At 62.2% G+C, this 17,044-nt stretch carries 15 protein-coding genes; 4 read left to right on the forward strand and 11 right to left on the reverse strand.

Annotated elements, in window-relative coordinates; genetic code table 11:
• Positions 1 to 101: 101 nt before the first annotated feature.
• A complete protein-coding gene (gene dnaJ / locus PQQ52_RS22615; protein WP_097391362.1) occupies positions 102 to 1,244 on the forward strand; it encodes a molecular chaperone DnaJ in 1,143 nt (380 codons plus the stop codon).
• 24 nt (positions 1,245 to 1,268) lie between these two features.
• Complete coding sequence (locus PQQ52_RS22620; protein ID WP_408216093.1) at positions 1,269 to 3,326, forward strand: chorismate-binding protein; 2,058 nt, start codon at positions 1,269 to 1,271, stop codon at positions 3,324 to 3,326.
• Between the two features lie 363 nt (positions 3,327 to 3,689).
• Here PQQ52_RS22620 and panB read toward each other — a convergent pair whose 3' ends face one another.
• From panB to PQQ52_RS22655, 7 genes are all read right to left on the reverse strand, one after another.
• Positions 3,690 to 4,505, reverse strand: a complete 816-nt coding sequence (panB, locus tag PQQ52_RS22625; protein ID WP_408216096.1) for a 3-methyl-2-oxobutanoate hydroxymethyltransferase — start codon at positions 4,503 to 4,505, stop codon at positions 3,690 to 3,692.
• Between the two features lie 37 nt (positions 4,506 to 4,542).
• Positions 4,543 to 5,223, reverse strand: a complete 681-nt coding sequence (locus tag PQQ52_RS22630) for a deoxynucleoside kinase (RefSeq protein ID WP_408216099.1) — start codon at positions 5,221 to 5,223, stop codon at positions 4,543 to 4,545.
• Positions 5,220 to 5,768 carry a 2-amino-4-hydroxy-6-hydroxymethyldihydropteridine diphosphokinase gene (gene folK, locus PQQ52_RS22635; RefSeq protein ID WP_408216102.1) on the reverse strand — a complete coding sequence of 183 codons (549 nt, stop codon included), beginning with the start codon at positions 5,766 to 5,768 and terminating at the stop codon, positions 5,220 to 5,222. Before folK ends, PQQ52_RS22630 begins: the two co-directional genes overlap by 4 nt.
• A 48-nt stretch (positions 5,769 to 5,816) precedes the next feature.
• On the reverse strand, positions 5,817 to 7,397 hold the full coding sequence (gene pcnB / locus PQQ52_RS22640) for a polynucleotide adenylyltransferase PcnB (protein WP_408216105.1): 1,581 nt from the start codon (positions 7,395 to 7,397) through the stop codon (positions 5,817 to 5,819).
• The gene (locus PQQ52_RS22645; protein ID WP_097391368.1) at positions 7,394 to 8,080 is read right to left on the reverse strand and encodes a histidinol-phosphatase; all 687 of its coding nucleotides are present in this window, start codon (positions 8,078 to 8,080) and stop codon (positions 7,394 to 7,396) included. Before PQQ52_RS22645 ends, pcnB begins: the two co-directional genes overlap by 4 nt.
• Entirely contained in the window at positions 8,073 to 8,858 is a 786-nt protein-coding gene (gene hda, locus PQQ52_RS22650) for a DnaA regulatory inactivator Hda (RefSeq protein ID WP_408216108.1), read from the reverse strand. The genes PQQ52_RS22645 and hda overlap by 8 nt, the downstream gene beginning before the upstream one ends.
• 93 nt (positions 8,859 to 8,951) lie before the next feature.
• Positions 8,952 to 10,028 (reverse strand): AI-2E family transporter, encoded by a 1,077-nt coding sequence (locus PQQ52_RS22655; RefSeq protein WP_408216111.1) that lies wholly within the window; start codon positions 10,026 to 10,028, stop codon positions 8,952 to 8,954.
• Between the two features lie 159 nt (positions 10,029 to 10,187).
• Between PQQ52_RS22655 and purM the strand changes: the two genes are divergently transcribed.
• Complete coding sequence (gene purM / locus PQQ52_RS22660; protein ID WP_408216114.1) at positions 10,188 to 11,255, forward strand: phosphoribosylformylglycinamidine cyclo-ligase; 1,068 nt, start codon at positions 10,188 to 10,190, stop codon at positions 11,253 to 11,255.
• Positions 11,256 to 11,336: 81 nt separating this feature from the next.
• On the opposite strand, the gene miaA is transcribed toward purM, so the two are convergent.
• On the reverse strand, positions 11,337 to 12,284 hold the full coding sequence (miaA, locus tag PQQ52_RS22665; protein WP_408216117.1) for a tRNA (adenosine(37)-N6)-dimethylallyltransferase MiaA: 948 nt from the start codon (positions 12,282 to 12,284) through the stop codon (positions 11,337 to 11,339).
• A 43-nt stretch (positions 12,285 to 12,327) separates the two neighbouring features.
• Positions 12,328 to 14,382 carry a DNA mismatch repair endonuclease MutL gene (gene mutL / locus PQQ52_RS22670; protein ID WP_408216120.1) on the reverse strand — a complete coding sequence of 685 codons (2,055 nt, stop codon included), beginning with the start codon at positions 14,380 to 14,382 and terminating at the stop codon, positions 12,328 to 12,330.
• 273 nt (positions 14,383 to 14,655) lie between these two features.
• Here mutL and PQQ52_RS22675 point away from each other — a divergent pair, with 273 nt between their 5' ends.
• Entirely contained in the window at positions 14,656 to 15,327 is a 672-nt protein-coding gene (locus PQQ52_RS22675) for a DedA family protein (RefSeq protein WP_408216123.1), read from the forward strand.
• 166 nt (positions 15,328 to 15,493) lie between these two features.
• On the opposite strand, the gene PQQ52_RS22680 is transcribed toward PQQ52_RS22675, so the two are convergent.
• Both PQQ52_RS22680 and PQQ52_RS22685 read right to left on the reverse strand, forming a co-directional pair.
• Entirely contained in the window at positions 15,494 to 16,306 is an 813-nt protein-coding gene (locus tag PQQ52_RS22680) for a mechanosensitive ion channel family protein (RefSeq protein WP_408216126.1), read from the reverse strand.
• A 316-nt stretch (positions 16,307 to 16,622) separates the two neighbouring features.
• Entirely contained in the window at positions 16,623 to 16,997 is a 375-nt protein-coding gene (locus PQQ52_RS22685; protein WP_408216129.1) for a hypothetical protein, read from the reverse strand.
• Positions 16,998 to 17,044: the final 47 nt, after the last annotated feature.

The following is a 17,044-nucleotide window of genomic DNA, read 5'->3' on the forward strand; positions in this document are numbered from 1 at the left end:
AACCGCGTCAAAACGGTGTGAACAGCGGCCGGACGAGTCGCAAGACTCCAGCATTCAAGAGGAGCCACCGCGCCCCATTGCGCGAGTGGCGTTGAACCGATATGGCGAAACGGGATTACTACGAGGTTCTGGGCGTCGCAAAGAACGCGAGCGACGACGAAATCAAGAAGGCTTATCGCAAGCTTGCGATGAAGCATCACCCCGACCGTAATCCGGGCAACAAGGATGCGGAAGAGCATTTCAAAGAGGTGAAGGAAGCCTATGAAATGCTGTCGGACTCGCAAAAGCGTGCTGCGTACGATCAGTACGGCCACGCGGGTGTCGATCCGAACATGGGCGGAGCCGGTGCGCAAGGCTTCGGCGGTTTTGCCGATGCGTTCGGCGATATTTTCGGCGACATCTTCGGCCAGGCTGCCGGTGGTGCAGCACGCGGCGGCGCAGGCCGTGCCGGCCCGCAAGTGTATCGCGGCGCCGATCTGCGCTACAGCATGGAAATCACGTTGGAACAGGCCGCGCACGGCTACGACACGCAGATTCGCGTGCCGAGCTGGGTGTCGTGTGAAATCTGTCACGGTTCGGGCGCGAAGCCCGGCACCAAGCCGGAAACCTGCCCGACCTGTAGCGGTTCGGGTTCGGTGCGGATGTCGCAAGGCTTCTTCAGCATCCAGCAGACCTGCCCGAAGTGTCATGGCACCGGCACCTACATCCCCGAACCGTGCGGCCATTGCCACGGCGCGGGCAAGGTGAAGGAAACCAAGACGCTGGAAGTGAAGATCCCGGCAGGTATCGACGATGGCATGCGTATCCGTTCGGCCGGCAACGGTGAGCCGGGGATCAACGGCGGTCCGTCGGGCGATCTGTACGTCGAGATTCACATCAAGCAACACTCGGTGTTCGAACGCGACGGCGACGACCTTCATTGTCAGATGCCGATTCCGTTCACCACGGCGGCACTCGGCGGCGAAATCGAAGTGCCGACCCTCGCGGGTCGCGCGAGCTTCACGGTGCCGGAAGGCACGCAGTCGGGCAAAACGTTCCGTCTGCGTGGCAAGGGTATCAAGGGGCTGCGTTCCAGCATTGCCGGCGATCTGTACGTGCATGTGCAAGTCGAAACACCGGTCAAGCTCACCGAGCCGCAGCGCGAGTTGCTTCAGCAATTCGAGAAGGCGCTGGTGGAAGGCGGCGCGCGGCATAGCCCGCAAAGCAAGAGCTGGTTTGATCGGGTGAAGAGCTTCTTCGATTAATAGCAGTTTGATTTGGCGGTAAGCATGACGGCAGATGAGCGCGACGCAGTTTTCGCGTTGCTCGACGATTGCGACGCGACGGCGGCGCGCCGTTCGAGTCGTCTGTACACGGGTTTTGTGCATGAACGGGTTTGCGCGGACGCCGCGCAACTCGAAACCGTGTGCGAGACCGTAGTCGCGGACACACAGCGTGGTTTGCATGCCGTCGTGCTCGCCGACTATGAGTTTGGCCGGCATCTTCTCGACGGCGGCCTTGCTCACCGGGCATTGAAAGAAACGCAGCGTGGCGATGCCACGCTGCGTTTTTTATTGTTTGAACGTTGCGAGAAACTGTCACGCGACGGCGTGGACGCGTGGCTCATGGGACGCGACGGCGGCGCGGCCGAGGCGTCGGTGGCGGGCACGGCGAACGTACGCGCGAGCGTCGACCCCAGGCAATTCAACGAAGCGATCGATGCGATCCATGCCGCCCTGCATGTGGGCGATTCTTATCAGGTCAACTACACGTACCGACTTGGTTTCGATGTATTCGGCTCGCCGACCGCGCTTTATCGGCGCCTGCGCGCGCGTCAGCCGGTTCCGTACGGTGCGCTGATCGCGCTATCGGGCGGCAACTGGGTGCTGTCATGCTCGCCGGAGCTGTTCATCGAGAAGGACGGCGTCATGTTGCGCGCCCGGCCGATGAAAGGCACGGCGCCGCGATCAGCCGATCCCGTGGCCGATCGGCACGCCGCCGAATTCCTTGCAAACGACCCGAAGAATCGTGCCGAAAACGTGATGATCGTCGACCTGCTGCGCAACGATCTGTCGCGTGTGGCGCAGACGGGCTCGGTGAATGTACCGGCGCTGTTTTCGGTCGAGCCGTATGCGTCGGTTTGGCAGATGACGTCGACGGTGCATTCGACGCTGCGCGCCGGCACATCTTTCGCCCAGATCATGCGCGCGTTGTTTCCATGCGGATCGATCACCGGCGCGCCGAAGCATCGCACGATGCAATTGATCGACGAACTCGAAAGCACGCCGCGCGGTCTCTATACCGGCGCGATCGGTTGGCTCGACGCCCCTGCGATTGCTGCCGATGTCGCTGCTGCTTCTGGCGCCCCGGGTGTCTTAGCCTATCCCACGGCTGCTTGCGGTGCGGCTATCACCCCCGCCCCCACTGTCGCTGCCGCCGGGGCCACTGCCACCGCAGGAGCCACGGCGGCCACCACGACCGCCGCTGCCGATACCCCCTCCGCGACCACAAACGAAAACACCTGCGGCGACTTTTGCCTATCCGTTGCGATCCGCACGTTGACGTTAAGCCCGGCGATGCAGATGGGCGAACTACAAGGCAAGATGGGCGTCGGCGCGGGCATCGTGCTCGACAGCGTCGCCGCCGACGAATATGCGGAGTGCCAATTGAAGGCCAGCTTTCTGACCGGCGCCGAGCCGGGTTTCGAGCTCTTCGAAACGATGTATGCGACGCGGGAAGAGGGCGTGCGCCATCTGTCGCGCCATCTCGCACGACTCTCGGAGAGCGCCGCGACGCTGGGTTTCAAGCTCGACGATGAAAACGAAATTCGCGCGCAAATCGCGGAGAAATGTGCGGCGTTGGCAGCGCAAACGCCACACCGTATGCGCCTCGCGTTAAGCAAAAACGGCACGGTGCAAATAACCACGGCAATGCTGACGCCGCTGCCCGACTCGACCGTCGGCGTGCTGCTCGGGCCGTACCACGCGTTCCCCGCGATGGACGCCAACGATCTGCTGCTGCGTCACAAAACCACCCGCCGCGCCGAATATGATCGCGGCTGGCGCGAAGCGGAAGCGAAGGGTGCTTTCGACACACTGTTCTTTAACGCGCGCGGCGAGTTGACCGAAGGTGGCCGGTCGAACGTATTTGTGAAGCTGGCGGGACAGTGGTGGACGCCGCCGTTAAAGTCAGGCGTGCTGCCCGGGATCATGCGAGGTGTGCTTCTGGAGGATGCCGGCCTTCAGGCGACTGAACGCGTGCTGACAAGCGTCGATGTGCTGAATGCCGAAGCGCTGCTGGTGTGCAACGCACTGCGAGGCGCGGTACAGGCGCACGTGCTGGACTAAGCCAAAGCCAAAGCCAAAGCCAAAGCCAAAGCCAAAGCGGAACACGTCTACACAGCCGGCCTTGAGCGTTACATGCCGCAGCAGTAGATCAACCGTAGGGAACGCGCAGCAAGCGGGCCATCCATCCGGACAGGCGTGCTTGCCATATCGATTTCCGCACGACATGCGGTGCGGTGGCGTGGTCGCGAATTCCCGCTACGTCGATCAGGCAAAAGGGGCTCATGGTCATCTCTCTTCGGCTCGCGGCTAAGCCGCGTTAATGGGTAGACGAAGATAGATGACCAGGTTTTCAGCCGACATCAGACGGCTCCCAAACAGGCGCAACCGCGCCCGCTCAACGTAGTCCGCTATCAGACCACACGTTCAGAACGTATGCTCCGGACCAGGGAACGAGCCGTCCTTCACGGCGCGCACATACGCTTCCACGGCAGCCTGAATGTTCGGCTGCCCTTGCATGAAATCCTTAACAAAACGCGGCCGTTTGCCGGGGAAAATCCCCAGCATGTCGTGCAGCACCAGCACCTGACCCGAGCAATCAACGCCCGCGCCGATGCCGATCGTCGGAATCCGCAACTGCTTCGTGACTTCACTCCCGAGCAGCGTCGGAATCGCTTCGATCACGATTAGCTGGGCACCCGCATTCTGCACGGCGAGCGCGTCGCGCAGTACCTGGCTCGCGCCGGCGTCGGTCTTGCCCTGCACCTTGAAGCCGCCGAACGCATGCACCGATTGCGGCGTCAGGCCGACGTGCGCGCACACCGGAATCGACCGCTCGACCAGAAAGCGCACCGTGTCCGCGAGCCACTCACCGCCCTCGAGCTTCACCATCTGTGCGCCGGCACGCATGAGTTCCACCGAGCTCCTGAAGGCGTCCTCCGGTGTGCCGTACGTGCCGAACGGCAGGTCGGCTACCACCAGCGCCGAGGGCTTGGCCCGCGCGACGCACGCCGTGTGATACGCGATGTCGGTGAGCGACACCGGCAGCGTGGTCGTCTGGCCTTGCAGCACGTTGCCGAGCGAGTCGCCGATCAGCAGCACGTCGACGCCCGCACGATCCAGCAGCGCGGCGAAGCTCGCGTCGTAACAGGTCAGCATGGCGATCTTTTCGCCGGCGTCGCGCATCGCCTGCAGTTTCGGCACGGTGATGGCGTTCCGGCTCGCTTCCTGCAAATAGGTCATGGGGAAAATCCGTTGGAAAAAAGAGAGGGCACGCCGCTTAAATCGACGTGCCTTTGACAAAGAATTCCTTGCGACCGCGCATGGTTTCGATGCGATCTGTGAGTAGCGCAAGGTCCGCGTCCGAGTCGAGCGGATTCAGATGTTCAGCGTTGACCGTCAACACGGGCGCGCGGTCGTAGTGATAGAAAAACTCGTTGTAGGCGTCGCAGAGCGCGTGCAGGTACGCATCAGAGATTTGCAACTCCATTGGCACGGCGCGCTTCTGGATACGTGCGAACAGCACTTCAGGACTGGCTTGCAGATAGACCACGAAATCCGGCGCCGGCGCGCTCACGTCGAGTCGTGCGGCGAGGGCGCGATACAACTGCCACTCGTCTTCCTGCAGCGTCAGACGCGCGAAGATGTCGTTCTTCTGCGTCATGAAATCGGCAATAAGCGATGTGCCCGCCACATGCGCGGCCACCACTTCCTGGGCCTGCTGCGCGCGCTGCAAGGCGAAATGCAATTGCGCGGGCAACGCATAACGCGCGGTGTCGCGATAAAAGCGTTCGAGAAAGGGATTGTCTTGCGGCCGTTCGAACAGTTCCTGCATCGACCAGCGCTGTGCGAGCCGCCGTGCGAGCGAGGTTTTGCCGACGCCAATCGGTCCTTCGATCGCGAGATAGCCGAAAGGCGGCCGTAATTGCGGCGCAGTGACGGTGAGTGGCGGCGAATTCATTCGCAACGGCCTTTGTCTCTGGCAGGGGCGTCAGCAGTCAATGCATTGAGCATTGGACACTGGCAAGGCCCCTTCACCTTTTCGATGCACTGATCGCTCACGCCGTCAAGCAAGGCCTCGGCGCGGCCGTGTTGCGGGATGATCAGCGCTGCGTCGATTTCGACGAGCGGCACGAGGGCAAAGGCGCGTTCAATCAAACGCGGATGCGGCACGATCAGATCGGCTTCGTCGATCGATTGATCGCCGTAGAGCAGAATGTCCAGATCGAGCGTGCGCGGTGCGTTGCGAAACGGCCGCTCGCGGCCGAACTGATGCTCGATCTTATGGCACAGCGCGAGCAGATGCCGCGCGGGGAGCGTCGTTTCGACCTTCACGACGCAGTTGAAATAATCGTCGCCGCCCGCGTTGATCGGGGCGGTGCGATACAGGCTCGACTTGGCGAGCACGTTGATGGTGTGCTGTTGTGCCAGACACACCACCGCGTCTTTCAGGGTCTGGCGCGCGTCCCCGAGATTCGCGCCGAGGCCGAGATAAGCAACCGTCATGGCATAACTTCCTGCGACTATCGTTCGACGGTAACCGCCAACGCTGTGTCAGTCTTCGTGCGGGCCGTCATGGCCCACGTCGCTGGCTGTGCGTTCTGGCGAACCGCCCTCCATTCCGTCGCCCGGTTTGCGGGTCCTGGCGCCACTGCTGCGCCGCCGTCGTTTTCTGGGGCTTCGGTCGTTCCCGCCTTGCGTGAGCAATGTCTCACGCGCAGCGACGTCTCCTTCTATGAAATCCGTCCACCACGCACCGACCGACTCATCGAGTTCGCCCGATTCGCAGCGCAACAGGAGGAAATCATACCCCGCTCTAAATCTTTGGTGTTCCAGCAGCTTTAGCGCGCTTCTTCCCGAGCGTTTCTCGAGGCGCAGTTGCAGCCCCCAGATCTCGCGCATATCCGACGAAAAGCGCTTGTGGATCGCGAGTTTCTCGGTTTGCATGTCGAGGACTTCGTCCATTGCGCGATGCAGGGCCGGAACCGGATATTCACCTTTCGCTTCAAATTGTTGCCAGCGCGTCTGTACGTCGTGCCACAGCAGGGTGGCGAACAGGAAGCCCGGCGAAACCGGCTTGCCGGCGCGCACACGGGAGTCCGTATTGGTCAGCGCGAGCGTGATGAATTTCTCGCCGATCGGCTGCTCCAGGACCACATCCAGCAGCGGTAGCAGGCCATGATGCAGGCCTTCCTGGCGCAGACGTTTCAAACAGGCGAGCGCGTGACCCGACAGCATCAGCTTGAGCATCTCGTCGAACAGACGCGCGGCCGGCACGTTGTTGATCAGATCGGCCATGTTGGCGATCGGTGCACGGGTCGTGTCTTCGATCTCGAAGTCGAGCTTGGCGGCAAAACGCACCACGCGCAGCATGCGCACCGGGTCTTCGCGATAACGCGTGGCCGGGTCGCCGATCATGCGCAACAGACGCGCGCGCATGTCGGCCATGCCGTTGTGATAGTCCAGCACGGTTTGCGTGGCCGGATCGTAGTACATCGCGTTGATCGTGAAGTCGCGGCGGGTGGCGTCTTCGTGCTGCTCGCCCCAGACGTTGTCGCGCAGCACGCGGCCGCTTGCATCCACCGCATGCGTGCGGCGGTCGAGCTCGTCGCGCTTCAGGCGGCGCGGCGGCGCGGCGTCGGCTGCGGGCGGATCGACCAGCGCGCGGAACGTCGAGGTTTCGATGATTTCCTGGCCGAACTGCACATGCACGATCTGAAACCGGCGGCCGATGATGCGCGCGCGGCGGAACAGCTTCTGCACCTGTTCGGGCGTAGCGTCGGTCGCGACGTCGAAGTCTTTCGGCTTGATGCCGAGCAGGAGATCGCGTACCGCGCCGCCGACGATAAACGCGCGGTGCCCCCCCTCCTGCAGACCCTCGGTGACGCGAATCGCGTTCCTGGAGATCAGCGACGGATCGATGCCATGCACGTCGTGCGGAATGATGACCGGCACGTCGGGGTCTCGCACGGCTTTGGCGGCCGGCCGGGCCGGTTTGCGGCGCGCTTTGCTGGCGCTGGACGCGTTGCGTGCCGGTGCCTCGCCGGCTTCGTCTGATTCGGCTTCGGCGGGCGTGGTGTTGTCAGCGGGCGCCGAGTCCTGGCCGAATAGCTTGCGTATAAGTTTTTTGATCACGAGGGTTGAAAGAGTTCGAGGATGCGCCAGCCTTTGGCCTGCGCATGGGCGCGCAATGTGTCGTCGGGATTGGTCGCGATCGGATCGGTGACCTTTTCGAGCAGCGGGATGTCGTTGTGCGAGTCGCTATAGAAATAGCTGTGCTCGAAGTCGCTCCAGGTCTTGCCAAGCGATGCCAGCCACGCCTCGGTACGGACGATCTTGCCTTCTTTGTAGCTCGGCGTGCCGGTGGGGCGGCCGGTGTACGGCGAATGCGGCTGGCCGTCGACGGTTTCCGCTTCGCAGGCGATCAGCGCATCGACGCCGAACGCCTGAGCGATCGGGCGGGTGATGAATTCGTTGGTCGCCGTGACCACGCAGCAGAGATCGCCGGCTTCACGGTGCTCCCTGACCAGTTCCAGCGCGACCGGAAAGATCGCCGGTTTGATCACTTCATGCATGTATTGGGCGTGAAGATCGGCGAGTTGCGCACGCGTGTACTTGGCGAGCGGCGTGAGCATGGCGATCAGATAAGCGTGAATGTCGAGCTTGCCGGCTTTGTAGTCGGCGAAAAAGCGGTCGTTTTCACGGGCGAAATTTTCGGCGTCGACCATGCCTTGTTTCACCATGAAGCGGCCCCATTCGTGGTCGCTGTCGGTGGGAATGAGCGTGTGATCGAGGTCGAAGAGTGCGAGATTAGCCATGGGGGCCTATTTTACTTGAAGCGGCGTCGGGGCACGTGGATGAAGCGGCGGCCGACACGGATGAGGCGGGCGCCGCTCGCCGTTCATCGGCGTCGGGAGAGGCCAGCATGGTGCGCAGGAGCGGCAGCGTCACCGCGCGTTTCTGTTCGAGCGAGAAGCGGTCGAGCGCGTCGAGCAACGCCATCAGGCTCGGCATATCGCGGCGAAAATGCGTGAGCAGGTAGGCGGGGACGTCGTCGGCAAGCATGATGCCGCGCTCGCGCGCCGCGTGTTTCAGCACTGCGGCTTTGCCTTCGTCCGGCAGCGGCGCGAGGTGAAACACGAGGCCCCAGCCGAGGCGCGTGCGCAGATCTTCGCGCACCGTCATGCCGATCGGCGGCGCATTGCCCGCGGCGACGAGCGCGCTGGTGGGGTGCGCGCGCACTTCGTTGAACAGGTTGAACACGGCAATCTGCTGTGCCGCGGACAGGCCGTCGCAATCGTCGATCGCATACAGCGCGACGCGCGGGTCGAACGTGAAGGCGGCGAGGCTGCTCTGTGGGCCGGCAAAGCGTGCATGACCCGGCGGCGCTTCGTGAACCAGCGCCTGCAGCAGATGCGTGCGGCCGTTGCCGGCTTCGCCCCAGATGTAGAAGGTGCGATCGGCCACTGGCCCGGCTGCGAGCGCGTTGTCGAGCTCGCGCAGCCGCGTGACCAGCTCGGCGTTGGCGCCAGCGAAGAAATTGTCGAATGTCGATGGCGGCGGTGTGCCGAGATCGAGCGTCAGTTGACGAAGCACAGTAGGTTAATGCCGAAAATGAGGCCTAGGCCGCAATTGGCCCAGACTTCGGGCCCTAAAACGTGAATGGACAGTCAATGAGCAGTCAGTGACTCAGTTGTTGTAAAGCGTGCTTTCCAGATAGCTTTGACGCAACTCGCGCATCGCTACCGACAGAATGGCGCTGACCGGCAGCGCCAGCAGCACGCCGAAAAAGCCGAACAGTTGACCGAACGCGAGCAATGCGAAGATTACCGCGAGCGGGTGCAGGCCGATCCGTTCGCCGACGAGGCGCGGCGTGAGATAAAAGCTCTCCACGATCTGGCCGACGCCGTAAATCAACGCGACCGCGCCAAAGCCGTACCAGTCGCCGAACTGCAACAGTGCCGCGAGCAGCGCCAACGCGAGACCGGTTGCAAAACCGATGTACGGGATGAACACCGCAAGGCCCGTGAAAATACCCACCGGCAGCGCGATCTCGAAGCCGGCGATGGTCAGCGCAATTGCATAATAGACCGCGAGCACCCCCATCACGAGCAACTGGCCGCGGAGGTATTGCGACAGCATCTGGTCCATGTCGCGCGCGAGTTGCAGCGTCTTGTCGAGCCAGCGGCGCGGCACCACGATCTGCATACGGGCGAGCATGCGGTTCCAGTCGTACAGCAGATAGAACAGCACGAGCGGCACCAGCACGGCGTTGCCGACCACCGTCATCATCACGTTGCCGCTGGTGCGGATGTAGGTCCATGCATACAGCGCGACGGTTTGCGCGCTGCCTTCCAGCTGCCCCATCACGAGATCGCGGATACTGGCGAAATCGAGCGAGTCGGCGAGGCCCAGCATGGCGAGCTTGGGTTGCAGCCAGGCGCTCACGTGCGCAAAGAAAACGGGCACCTGTTGCCGCAACTGCGGACCTTCTTTCTGGATGACGGCCAGCACCAGCAGCACGAGCAGCGTTATCACCAACGAGAAGAGCAGCATCATCATCAAGGCGGCGAGTCCGCGCGGCACACGCCGGCGCACCATCCACGCGACGCCCGGTTGCAGAATGTACGCGAGAATGGCACCGAGCAGGAACGGCGTGAGGACCGGACTCAGTAGCCAGAGCAGAATGCCGACGCCCAGCGCGATCGCCAGCCAAATGAAGGCGCGGCGCTGCACAGGCGTCAGGATCGAGGGGTTCTGTTGCAAAGTTGTTTCCCAGGTGTCGTCCCGACCGGAAGATTCAGGATGATTCAAATTCCAGCCAGACGGCCGGCAACTCTGTATGGGACCAGAGTAAGCGCTGAAGCGCCAACTCTGGTCGGCATCGGGTAAAATCGCATTTTACCGACCTTCGAGCTCGTCCCCATGAATCAACCGAAATCCGCCCCGAATTCAAGTGATTCGGCCCAAGGGTTGTCGTATCGCGACGCCGGCGTGGACATTGACGCGGGCGATGCCCTTGTTGACGCGATCAAGCCCTTTGCCAAAAAGACGATGCGCGACGGCGTGCTGGGCGGCATCGGCGGGTTTGGCGCGCTGTTTGAAGTGCCGAAGAAGTACAAGGAACCGGTGCTCGTGTCGGGCACCGACGGTGTCGGCACCAAGCTGCGCCTCGCGTTTCAACTGAACAAACACGACACCGTCGGCCAGGATCTGGTGGCGATGAGCGTCAACGACATTCTGGTTCAGGGCGCCGAGCCGCTGTTCTTCCTCGATTATTTCGCTTGCGGCAAGCTGGACGTCGCTACGGCGGCAACGGTCGTGAAGGGTATCGCACATGGCTGCGAACTGTCCGGCTGCGCGCTGATCGGCGGCGAGACGGCTGAAATGCCGGGCATGTATCCGGACGGTGAATACGATCTGGCCGGTTTTGCGGTCGGCGCGGTGGAAAAGAGCAAGATTATCGACGGCAGCACGATCGCCCCGGGCGATGTGGTGCTGGGTCTGGCTTCCAGCGGCATCCATTCGAACGGTTTTTCGCTGGTGCGCAAGATCATCGAGCGTGCGCAGCCGGATCTGAATGCGGATTTTGATGGCCGCTCGCTGGCCGACGCGTTGATGGCGCCTACGCATATCTATGTGAAGCCTTTGCTGGCCTTGATGCAGCAGATCGCTGTGAAGGGTATGGCGCACATCACCGGTGGCGGCCTGGTCGAGAATATTCCGCGCGTTCTGCGTGAAGGTCTCACGGCTGAGCTGGATCACCGTGGCTGGCCGCTGCCGCCGCTGTTCTCGTGGCTGCAGAAGCACGGCGGCGTGGCGGATGCGGAAATGCATCGCGTGTTCAACTGCGGGATCGGGATGGCGGTGGTTGTGTCTGCTGCTGATGCGGACGCAGCGATCGGCCTGTTGTCGGCTGCCGGCGAGCAGGTCTGGAAAATCGGTGTGATCCGCGAGAGCGCGGCCGGTGAAGCTCAGACGGTCGTGGTCTAAACAGCCAGATTAACCCGCTTGACGCAAGGCTGGTTTGCCCGCGCGGCGCACAGGAAGTAAGCGCCGCGTGGGTAAAAAACCTCAAATCAACGCTTCAATCAAGCTGACGACCTGCGCAGTCGCGTTGGGATCGCAGCAATCAACCACAACCCGCTCTGTCATGCTGCGCAGCCACGTGAGTTGCCGCTTGCACAATTGCCGGGTAGCAAAGACCCCTTTATCCCGCATGGTCGAATAATCGACCGCCCCGTCGAGATATTCCCAAACCTGCCGATACCCCACGCAGCGCATGGACGGCATCTCGGGCAGTAAATCTCCGCGTTCGCGCAATTTCACTACTTCGTCGATAAAACCGTCGGCCAGCATCGCATCGAAGCGCTTTTCGATGCGCGCGTGCAGCACACTCCGGTCGGAAGGCTCCAAAGCAATCGGCACGAAGCGCCACGCTGAAGCGGCGTCATCCATTCGAACGGGCGTGGCCAGCAGAGCGGACATCGCTTGCCCAGTCAGCATGAAAACTTCAAGCGCCCGCTGAATCCGCTGCGAATCGTTCGGTGCGAGGCGGGCAGCCGTAATGGGGTCCACAGCGGCAAGCCGGGTATGCATAGCCGGCCAGCCATCACGTGCGGCGTCGGCATCGAGCGTTGCACGCACGTCGGCATCGGCTGCGGGCAGGTCGTTCAGCCCCTGGGTGAGCGCCTTGTAGTACAGCATCGTGCCGCCGACCAATAACGGCAGCCGCCCGCGCGCACTGATCTCGGCAATCAGACGCAACGCGTCGCTGCGAAATTCCGCCGCCGAGTACGCGTCCGCCGGATCGACGATATCGATCAGATGATGCGGTGCCACCGCGCGTTCTTCAACTGTCGGCTTGGCCGTGCCGATATCCATCTCGCGATAGACCAACGCCGAATCGACGCTGATGATTTCTACCGGCCGCCGCGCGGCCAGCGCCAGCGCAGCAGCGGTTTTGCCGGATGCGGTTGGGCCCAGCAAACAAGGGAGCGGCGTGGGAGTGGGTGAAGTCATAGGCAAAACGGCGCGCGCCGAAGAAGCGTAATCAGGCGCACCGTCATTGCCCACGCATGAACAGCCGATCGAGATCGGATAGCGTCAACTGATACCACGTCGGACGCCCGTGGTTGCACTGGTCAGCGCGCTCGGTTGCCTCCATCTGGCGCAGCAGCGCGTTCATTTCATCGAGGGTCAGGCGCCGGTTCGCGCGCACCGCGTGATGGCACGCGAGGGTGCCGAGCAGTTCGTGCTGGCGTTCGGTCAACACGCGTGAACCGCCGAACGCATGCAGGTCGGAGAGAACCGCGCGTGCCAGCACCTGCAGATCAGCGTCTTTCAGCAAGGCAGGCACGGCACGGATCGCGAGCGTGGTCGGCGATAGGACGGCGAGGTCAAAACCCAGTGCGTCCAGCGTGTCGCGCTCTTCTTCGACGGTGCCGATTTCGATCGGATCGGCCTGCATCGTCTGCGGGATCAGCAGCGGCTGCACGGCAATCGTGCGATCGGCCAATGCGTTCTTGAACTGCTCGTACAGGATGCGCTCGTGCGCGGCGTGCATATCGACAATCACGAGTCCATGCGCGTTCTGCGCGAGCACATAGATGCCGTGAATCTGGCCGAGAGCGAAGCCGAGCGGTTGTTCGTCTGAGGCATTGAACGCAGGCGATGCGTATGGCCCCGAGGCGTTGTACGGGAAGGGTCCTTCCGCTGCAGAGTCGCGCGCTTCGAATAGCGTCGCACCTTCCGCTGTGCCGGTGTTCGTGTCTCTACGACCGAAAAGCGCGTCGTAGAACGCCAAGGGTTGCGCAACCGGCAGCGTGCCTTGCGTCATGCGTGCCTGGCGCATCCAGGTGTTGCCTGGCTGCGATGAACCGAATCCGCTGTTGAAGCCGCCGCCAGGGCCGCCTGCGCTGATCCCCGCACCCATGCCGGCACCGAAACCCGTGCCGCCTCCCACACCCGCGCCACCCAGTGGCGTCGCCCCAAACGAAGCAGGTCCCGCCGACGCTTCCAGATGCGCAGCATGCCCACCCGCTGTCGTTTCCGGCGACGCACCCGCGTGCCGGGCCAGCGCACGCTGCACGGCGTGGAACACGAACTGGTGAATCGAACGGGAATCGCGAAACCGCACTTCGATTTTCGAGGGGTGCACGTTCACATCGACCGCTTCTGGCGGCAGGTCGAGAAACAGCACGTAGGACGGATAGCGGTCGCCGTGCAGCACGTCTTCGTAGGCGGCCCGCACGGCGTGCGTGAGCAGCTTGTCGCGCACGAACCGTCCATTGACGAAAAAATACTGCTGATCGGCGCGCCCGCGGCTCGCGGTCGGCAGACCGGCACAGCCGTAGACAGCGAGCGGTCCGGCGGATTCGTCGAGCGGCAAATGCGCTGTCGCAAAGGTTTCGCCAAGAATTTTCGCGACCCGCGCGGGCGGCTCGCTGGCGTTCCAGTGTTCGACCGCTTTGCCGTTATGCAGGACCGAAATCGCCACGTCCGGCCGCGCCAACGCAGCGCGGCGAATCTGTTCGAGGCAATGGCCGAGTTCGGTCTGTTCGCTTTTCAGGAATTTGCGACGTGCGGGCGTGTTGAAGTACAGCTCGCGGACTTCGATCGTCGTGCCCTGGGTGCCGGCAGCGGGACTCAGCACACCGGTTTGCGCATCGACACGCACGGCGTGCGGAGCCTCGGCGGTGCGGCTTGTGATGGCCATCTGCGCGACCGACGCAATCGACGCCAGCGCTTCGCCGCGAAACCCCAGCGTGGCGACCGCTTCCAGTTCGGCTAGCGAGCGGATCTTGCTGGTCGCGTGACGCATCAGCGCGAGCGCGAGTTCGTTTTCGGGGATGCCGCAGCCGTCGTCGGTGATCGAAATGCGTTTGACGCCGCCTTCGTCGAGCAGGATGCGCAGCGTCTGCGCGCCGGCGTCGAGCGCATTTTCCAGCAATTCCTTGACCACCGAGGCCGGCCGCTCAACCACTTCGCCGGCGGCAATCTGGCTGATCAACTGATCGGGAAGGGGCAGGATCGCCCGCAACGGGCGTGGGGTGGGCACGGCGGCGGAAACTGCGGCCGCGTCGGTGGTGCTGGCAGGCGTTTCGGAGAATTCTGACATGGCGAAATTATAGCGATTCGGCGCGAGCAGGCCGGATGTGGCCCGATGGCATGGATCGCCGCGCTCTTGCGGCCGGCGACAGCCGAACGGCCGGACTGACGCAAAGCATCGAAATTGCCCACGCGCGGCAGATTTTTAATCGCACCCGGGCACTTTCGGTATCATGACGCGGTCAATTTCCGGCAGCGAGCACGCGTTCGCTGCTCGTCGCCCGCAAGGCTGCTCACGCGGCCGTTCCCGCCACACCCACATTCGCTTAATAAAGGACGCTTTTTGGACACGCTGCTACAGTTCGCCAACCTTGTCTTGCACATCGACAAGTTTCTGGGAGTCTTTATTCACGAGTACGGCGCCTGGGTCTATGCGGTGCTGTTTCTGATTGTGTTCTGCGAAACCGGGCTGGTCGTTCTGCCGTTCCTGCCTGGCGATTCGCTGTTGTTCATTGGCGGTGCTTTTTGCGCGACCGGTGAAATGAACCTCGGTCTGCTGATCGTGCTGCTGCTCGTAGCAGCGGTCACTGGCAACACGGTGAACTACACGATCGGGCGGTCCATAGGGCCTCGGGTGTTTAATTCACACATCCCTTTTCTTGAGCGCTTCCTCGACCGCAGCGCGCTGCAGAAGACTCATAACTTCTATGAAAAGCATGGTGGCAAAACCATCGTGCTGGCGCGTTTCATTCCGGTGGTGCGGACGTTTGCCCCGTTCGTTGCCGGCGCTTCGGAGATGACGGTTAGCCGGTTCCAGTTGTTCAACATCATCGGTGCGTTGTTTTGGGTGTTGCTGCTGGTGTTGCTCGGTTACTTCTTCGGCAACATTCCGTTCATTCGACAGTATCTGAATCTGATCGTGCTGGTCGGTATCGGCGCGGCCGTTGTGCCGGTTGTGCTGGGTGCGGTATGGAAAATGACGCGCAAGAACGCGTCCAAGGCCGGCAGCCGCTGAGGCATCAGGTAGTGCGAAGCAGGACGAACAAACGGCGTCGCGAATCTCGCGACGCCGTTTTTATTTTGCGCTCCTGACTCCGATGAATGGATCGCGGAAGTTGTGAGCAAGCTTGTCGCCTGGCAGCGAGTCAGGCTTCGGCCATTGACCTAAATCCCAGTCGTGCTCACGTCACAGCACGCGGCGCAAGTGGCGTTTCCGGTGTCGGATAGCCGGCTTCCTTGAACGTCTGAACGATCGCGCGATTGGTGTCGAAGTAGACCTGCCAGTAATGCTCGTTGCTGGTATAGGGCCGCACGCACAACAACGGTCCTTCCGGCGTGAAGCTCAGCACTTCGATATCCGGCGCCGGGCTTTCGACCACGTTCGGAATCTTCGTGATGGCCGCCTTCAGCCGACTCATCGCATCCGTAGGGTCGACGCCGTTGGCGATCTTCGCTGTCAACTCGACACGCCGCACCGGCAGTACGCTGTAATTCGAGATCGTGTCGGAGAAGATCTTATTGTTGCCGACGATGGTCGTCACGTTGTCCGGCGTCACGATGGTCGTGCCGAACAGCCCCAACTCGGAGACCGTGCCGGTAACGCCGCCTGCCGTGACAAAATCGCCCACCTTGAACGGCCGTAGCACCTGCATGAAGATGCCTGCCGCGAAGTGGGCGAGCAAGCCACCCCACGCAGTGCCGATTGCGAGACCGAGGCCGGCGAGCAAGGCGGCGAACGAAGTAGTCTGGACGCCGAACACTTGCAGGATCGCAAGGATCAGCATCAGGTTCAGCAGTGCGCCGAGAATCGAACCGAGGTAATGAGCGAGCGTTGGATCAACGCGGCCGTTTTTCGATAGCAGTTTGCGCAGCAAGCCGGTGATCAGGCCAATGACCCAGCGGCCGACGATCCACAACACGATCGCGCCGAGTACCTTGGTACCGAGGTCGATGCCTCGGGTCATGATGAACACGCGTACGGTTTCGAGATCCAAGATGTTCCTCGTTGGTTAAGTTGCCTTCGACTGATTGAACGGCGGTAGCGCAATACAGCGGCAAATGCCCGGTGGCGGGCGCAAACGGTAACTCTCGGTCTTCGGAAGTTATAGGTGACGGCGCGCCCATACGCAAGGTCCGTTCCTGTTGATGATGCGGATTGCGTGAGGGGAGAAAACGAACCGCATTTTACGGCGCTCTGGAAGGGTGAGGCGTGCCCTTCCAGGGGAGCCGAGGGTGCCCTCAGCGCCCTTTGGCACGCGCTCGTGTTGTGGGTTTGTCGCTGACGAAATCTCGTGTCCGGACCGCGTGGGATTACATCGGCAGATGTGATTCAGAATACGGTGACGTGCGGATGATCAGGGTGTTCGCGTTGTGAGATTTGGCGGGGCGCGTGCGACGTGCCGCGTACCGCCATGCCAATGCGGCCGTGGCTGCCAGCACGTACGCGCCGGTGCGTTCGAAGAACGCGCTCGACGCGCCGAACTTGCCATAGCGGCTCTGCGCATCGGCGAACACGAGAAAGGTCAGCGCGGCATCGAGCAGCAAGGCAGCCGAAACCAGTGCGACGAAAATGTGCGCGCCATTGAGCGCGGCGCCGGGCACAAGCCGGTTGCACAGATGACACGCGATCAGCACGATAGTCAGCAAAGCAAGGTTCGAGACGAGGTCGAACAGAAAATTGGACATGGTGACGGAATGAGGGTGCGGGAATCTGCGGTGTCCAGAGCGTCTGC

Source organism: Paraburkholderia sediminicola (assembly GCF_046030555.1).
Classification (GTDB): domain Bacteria; phylum Pseudomonadota; class Gammaproteobacteria; order Burkholderiales; family Burkholderiaceae; genus Paraburkholderia; species Paraburkholderia sediminicola_E.

What these genes read in the sequence shown, in the direction of transcription:
- dnaJ (WP_097391362.1), top strand. Translation starts at nt 102, where the DNA reads ATGGCGAAACGGGATTACTACGAGGTTCTGGGCGTCGCAAAGAACGCG.
- PQQ52_RS22620 (WP_408216093.1), top strand. Translation starts at nt 1,269, where the DNA reads ATGACGGCAGATGAGCGCGACGCAGTTTTCGCGTTGCTCGACGATTGC.
- panB (WP_408216096.1), bottom strand. Translation starts at nt 4,505, where the DNA reads ATGACCTATTTGCAGGAAGCGAGCCGGAACGCCATCACCGTGCCGAAA.
- PQQ52_RS22630 (WP_408216099.1), bottom strand. Translation starts at nt 5,223, where the DNA reads ATGAATTCGCCGCCACTCACCGTCACTGCGCCGCAATTACGGCCGCCT.
- folK (WP_408216102.1), bottom strand. Translation starts at nt 5,768, where the DNA reads ATGACGGTTGCTTATCTCGGCCTCGGCGCGAATCTCGGGGACGCGCGC.
- PQQ52_RS22645 (WP_097391368.1), bottom strand. Translation starts at nt 8,080, where the DNA reads ATGGCTAATCTCGCACTCTTCGACCTCGATCACACGCTCATTCCCACC.
- purM (WP_408216114.1), top strand. Translation starts at nt 10,188, where the DNA reads ATGAATCAACCGAAATCCGCCCCGAATTCAAGTGATTCGGCCCAAGGG.
- miaA (WP_408216117.1), bottom strand. Translation starts at nt 12,284, where the DNA reads ATGACTTCACCCACTCCCACGCCGCTCCCTTGTTTGCTGGGCCCAACC.
- mutL (WP_408216120.1), bottom strand. Translation starts at nt 14,382, where the DNA reads ATGTCAGAATTCTCCGAAACGCCTGCCAGCACCACCGACGCGGCCGCA.
- PQQ52_RS22685 (WP_408216129.1), bottom strand. Translation starts at nt 16,997, where the DNA reads ATGTCCAATTTTCTGTTCGACCTCGTCTCGAACCTTGCTTTGCTGACT.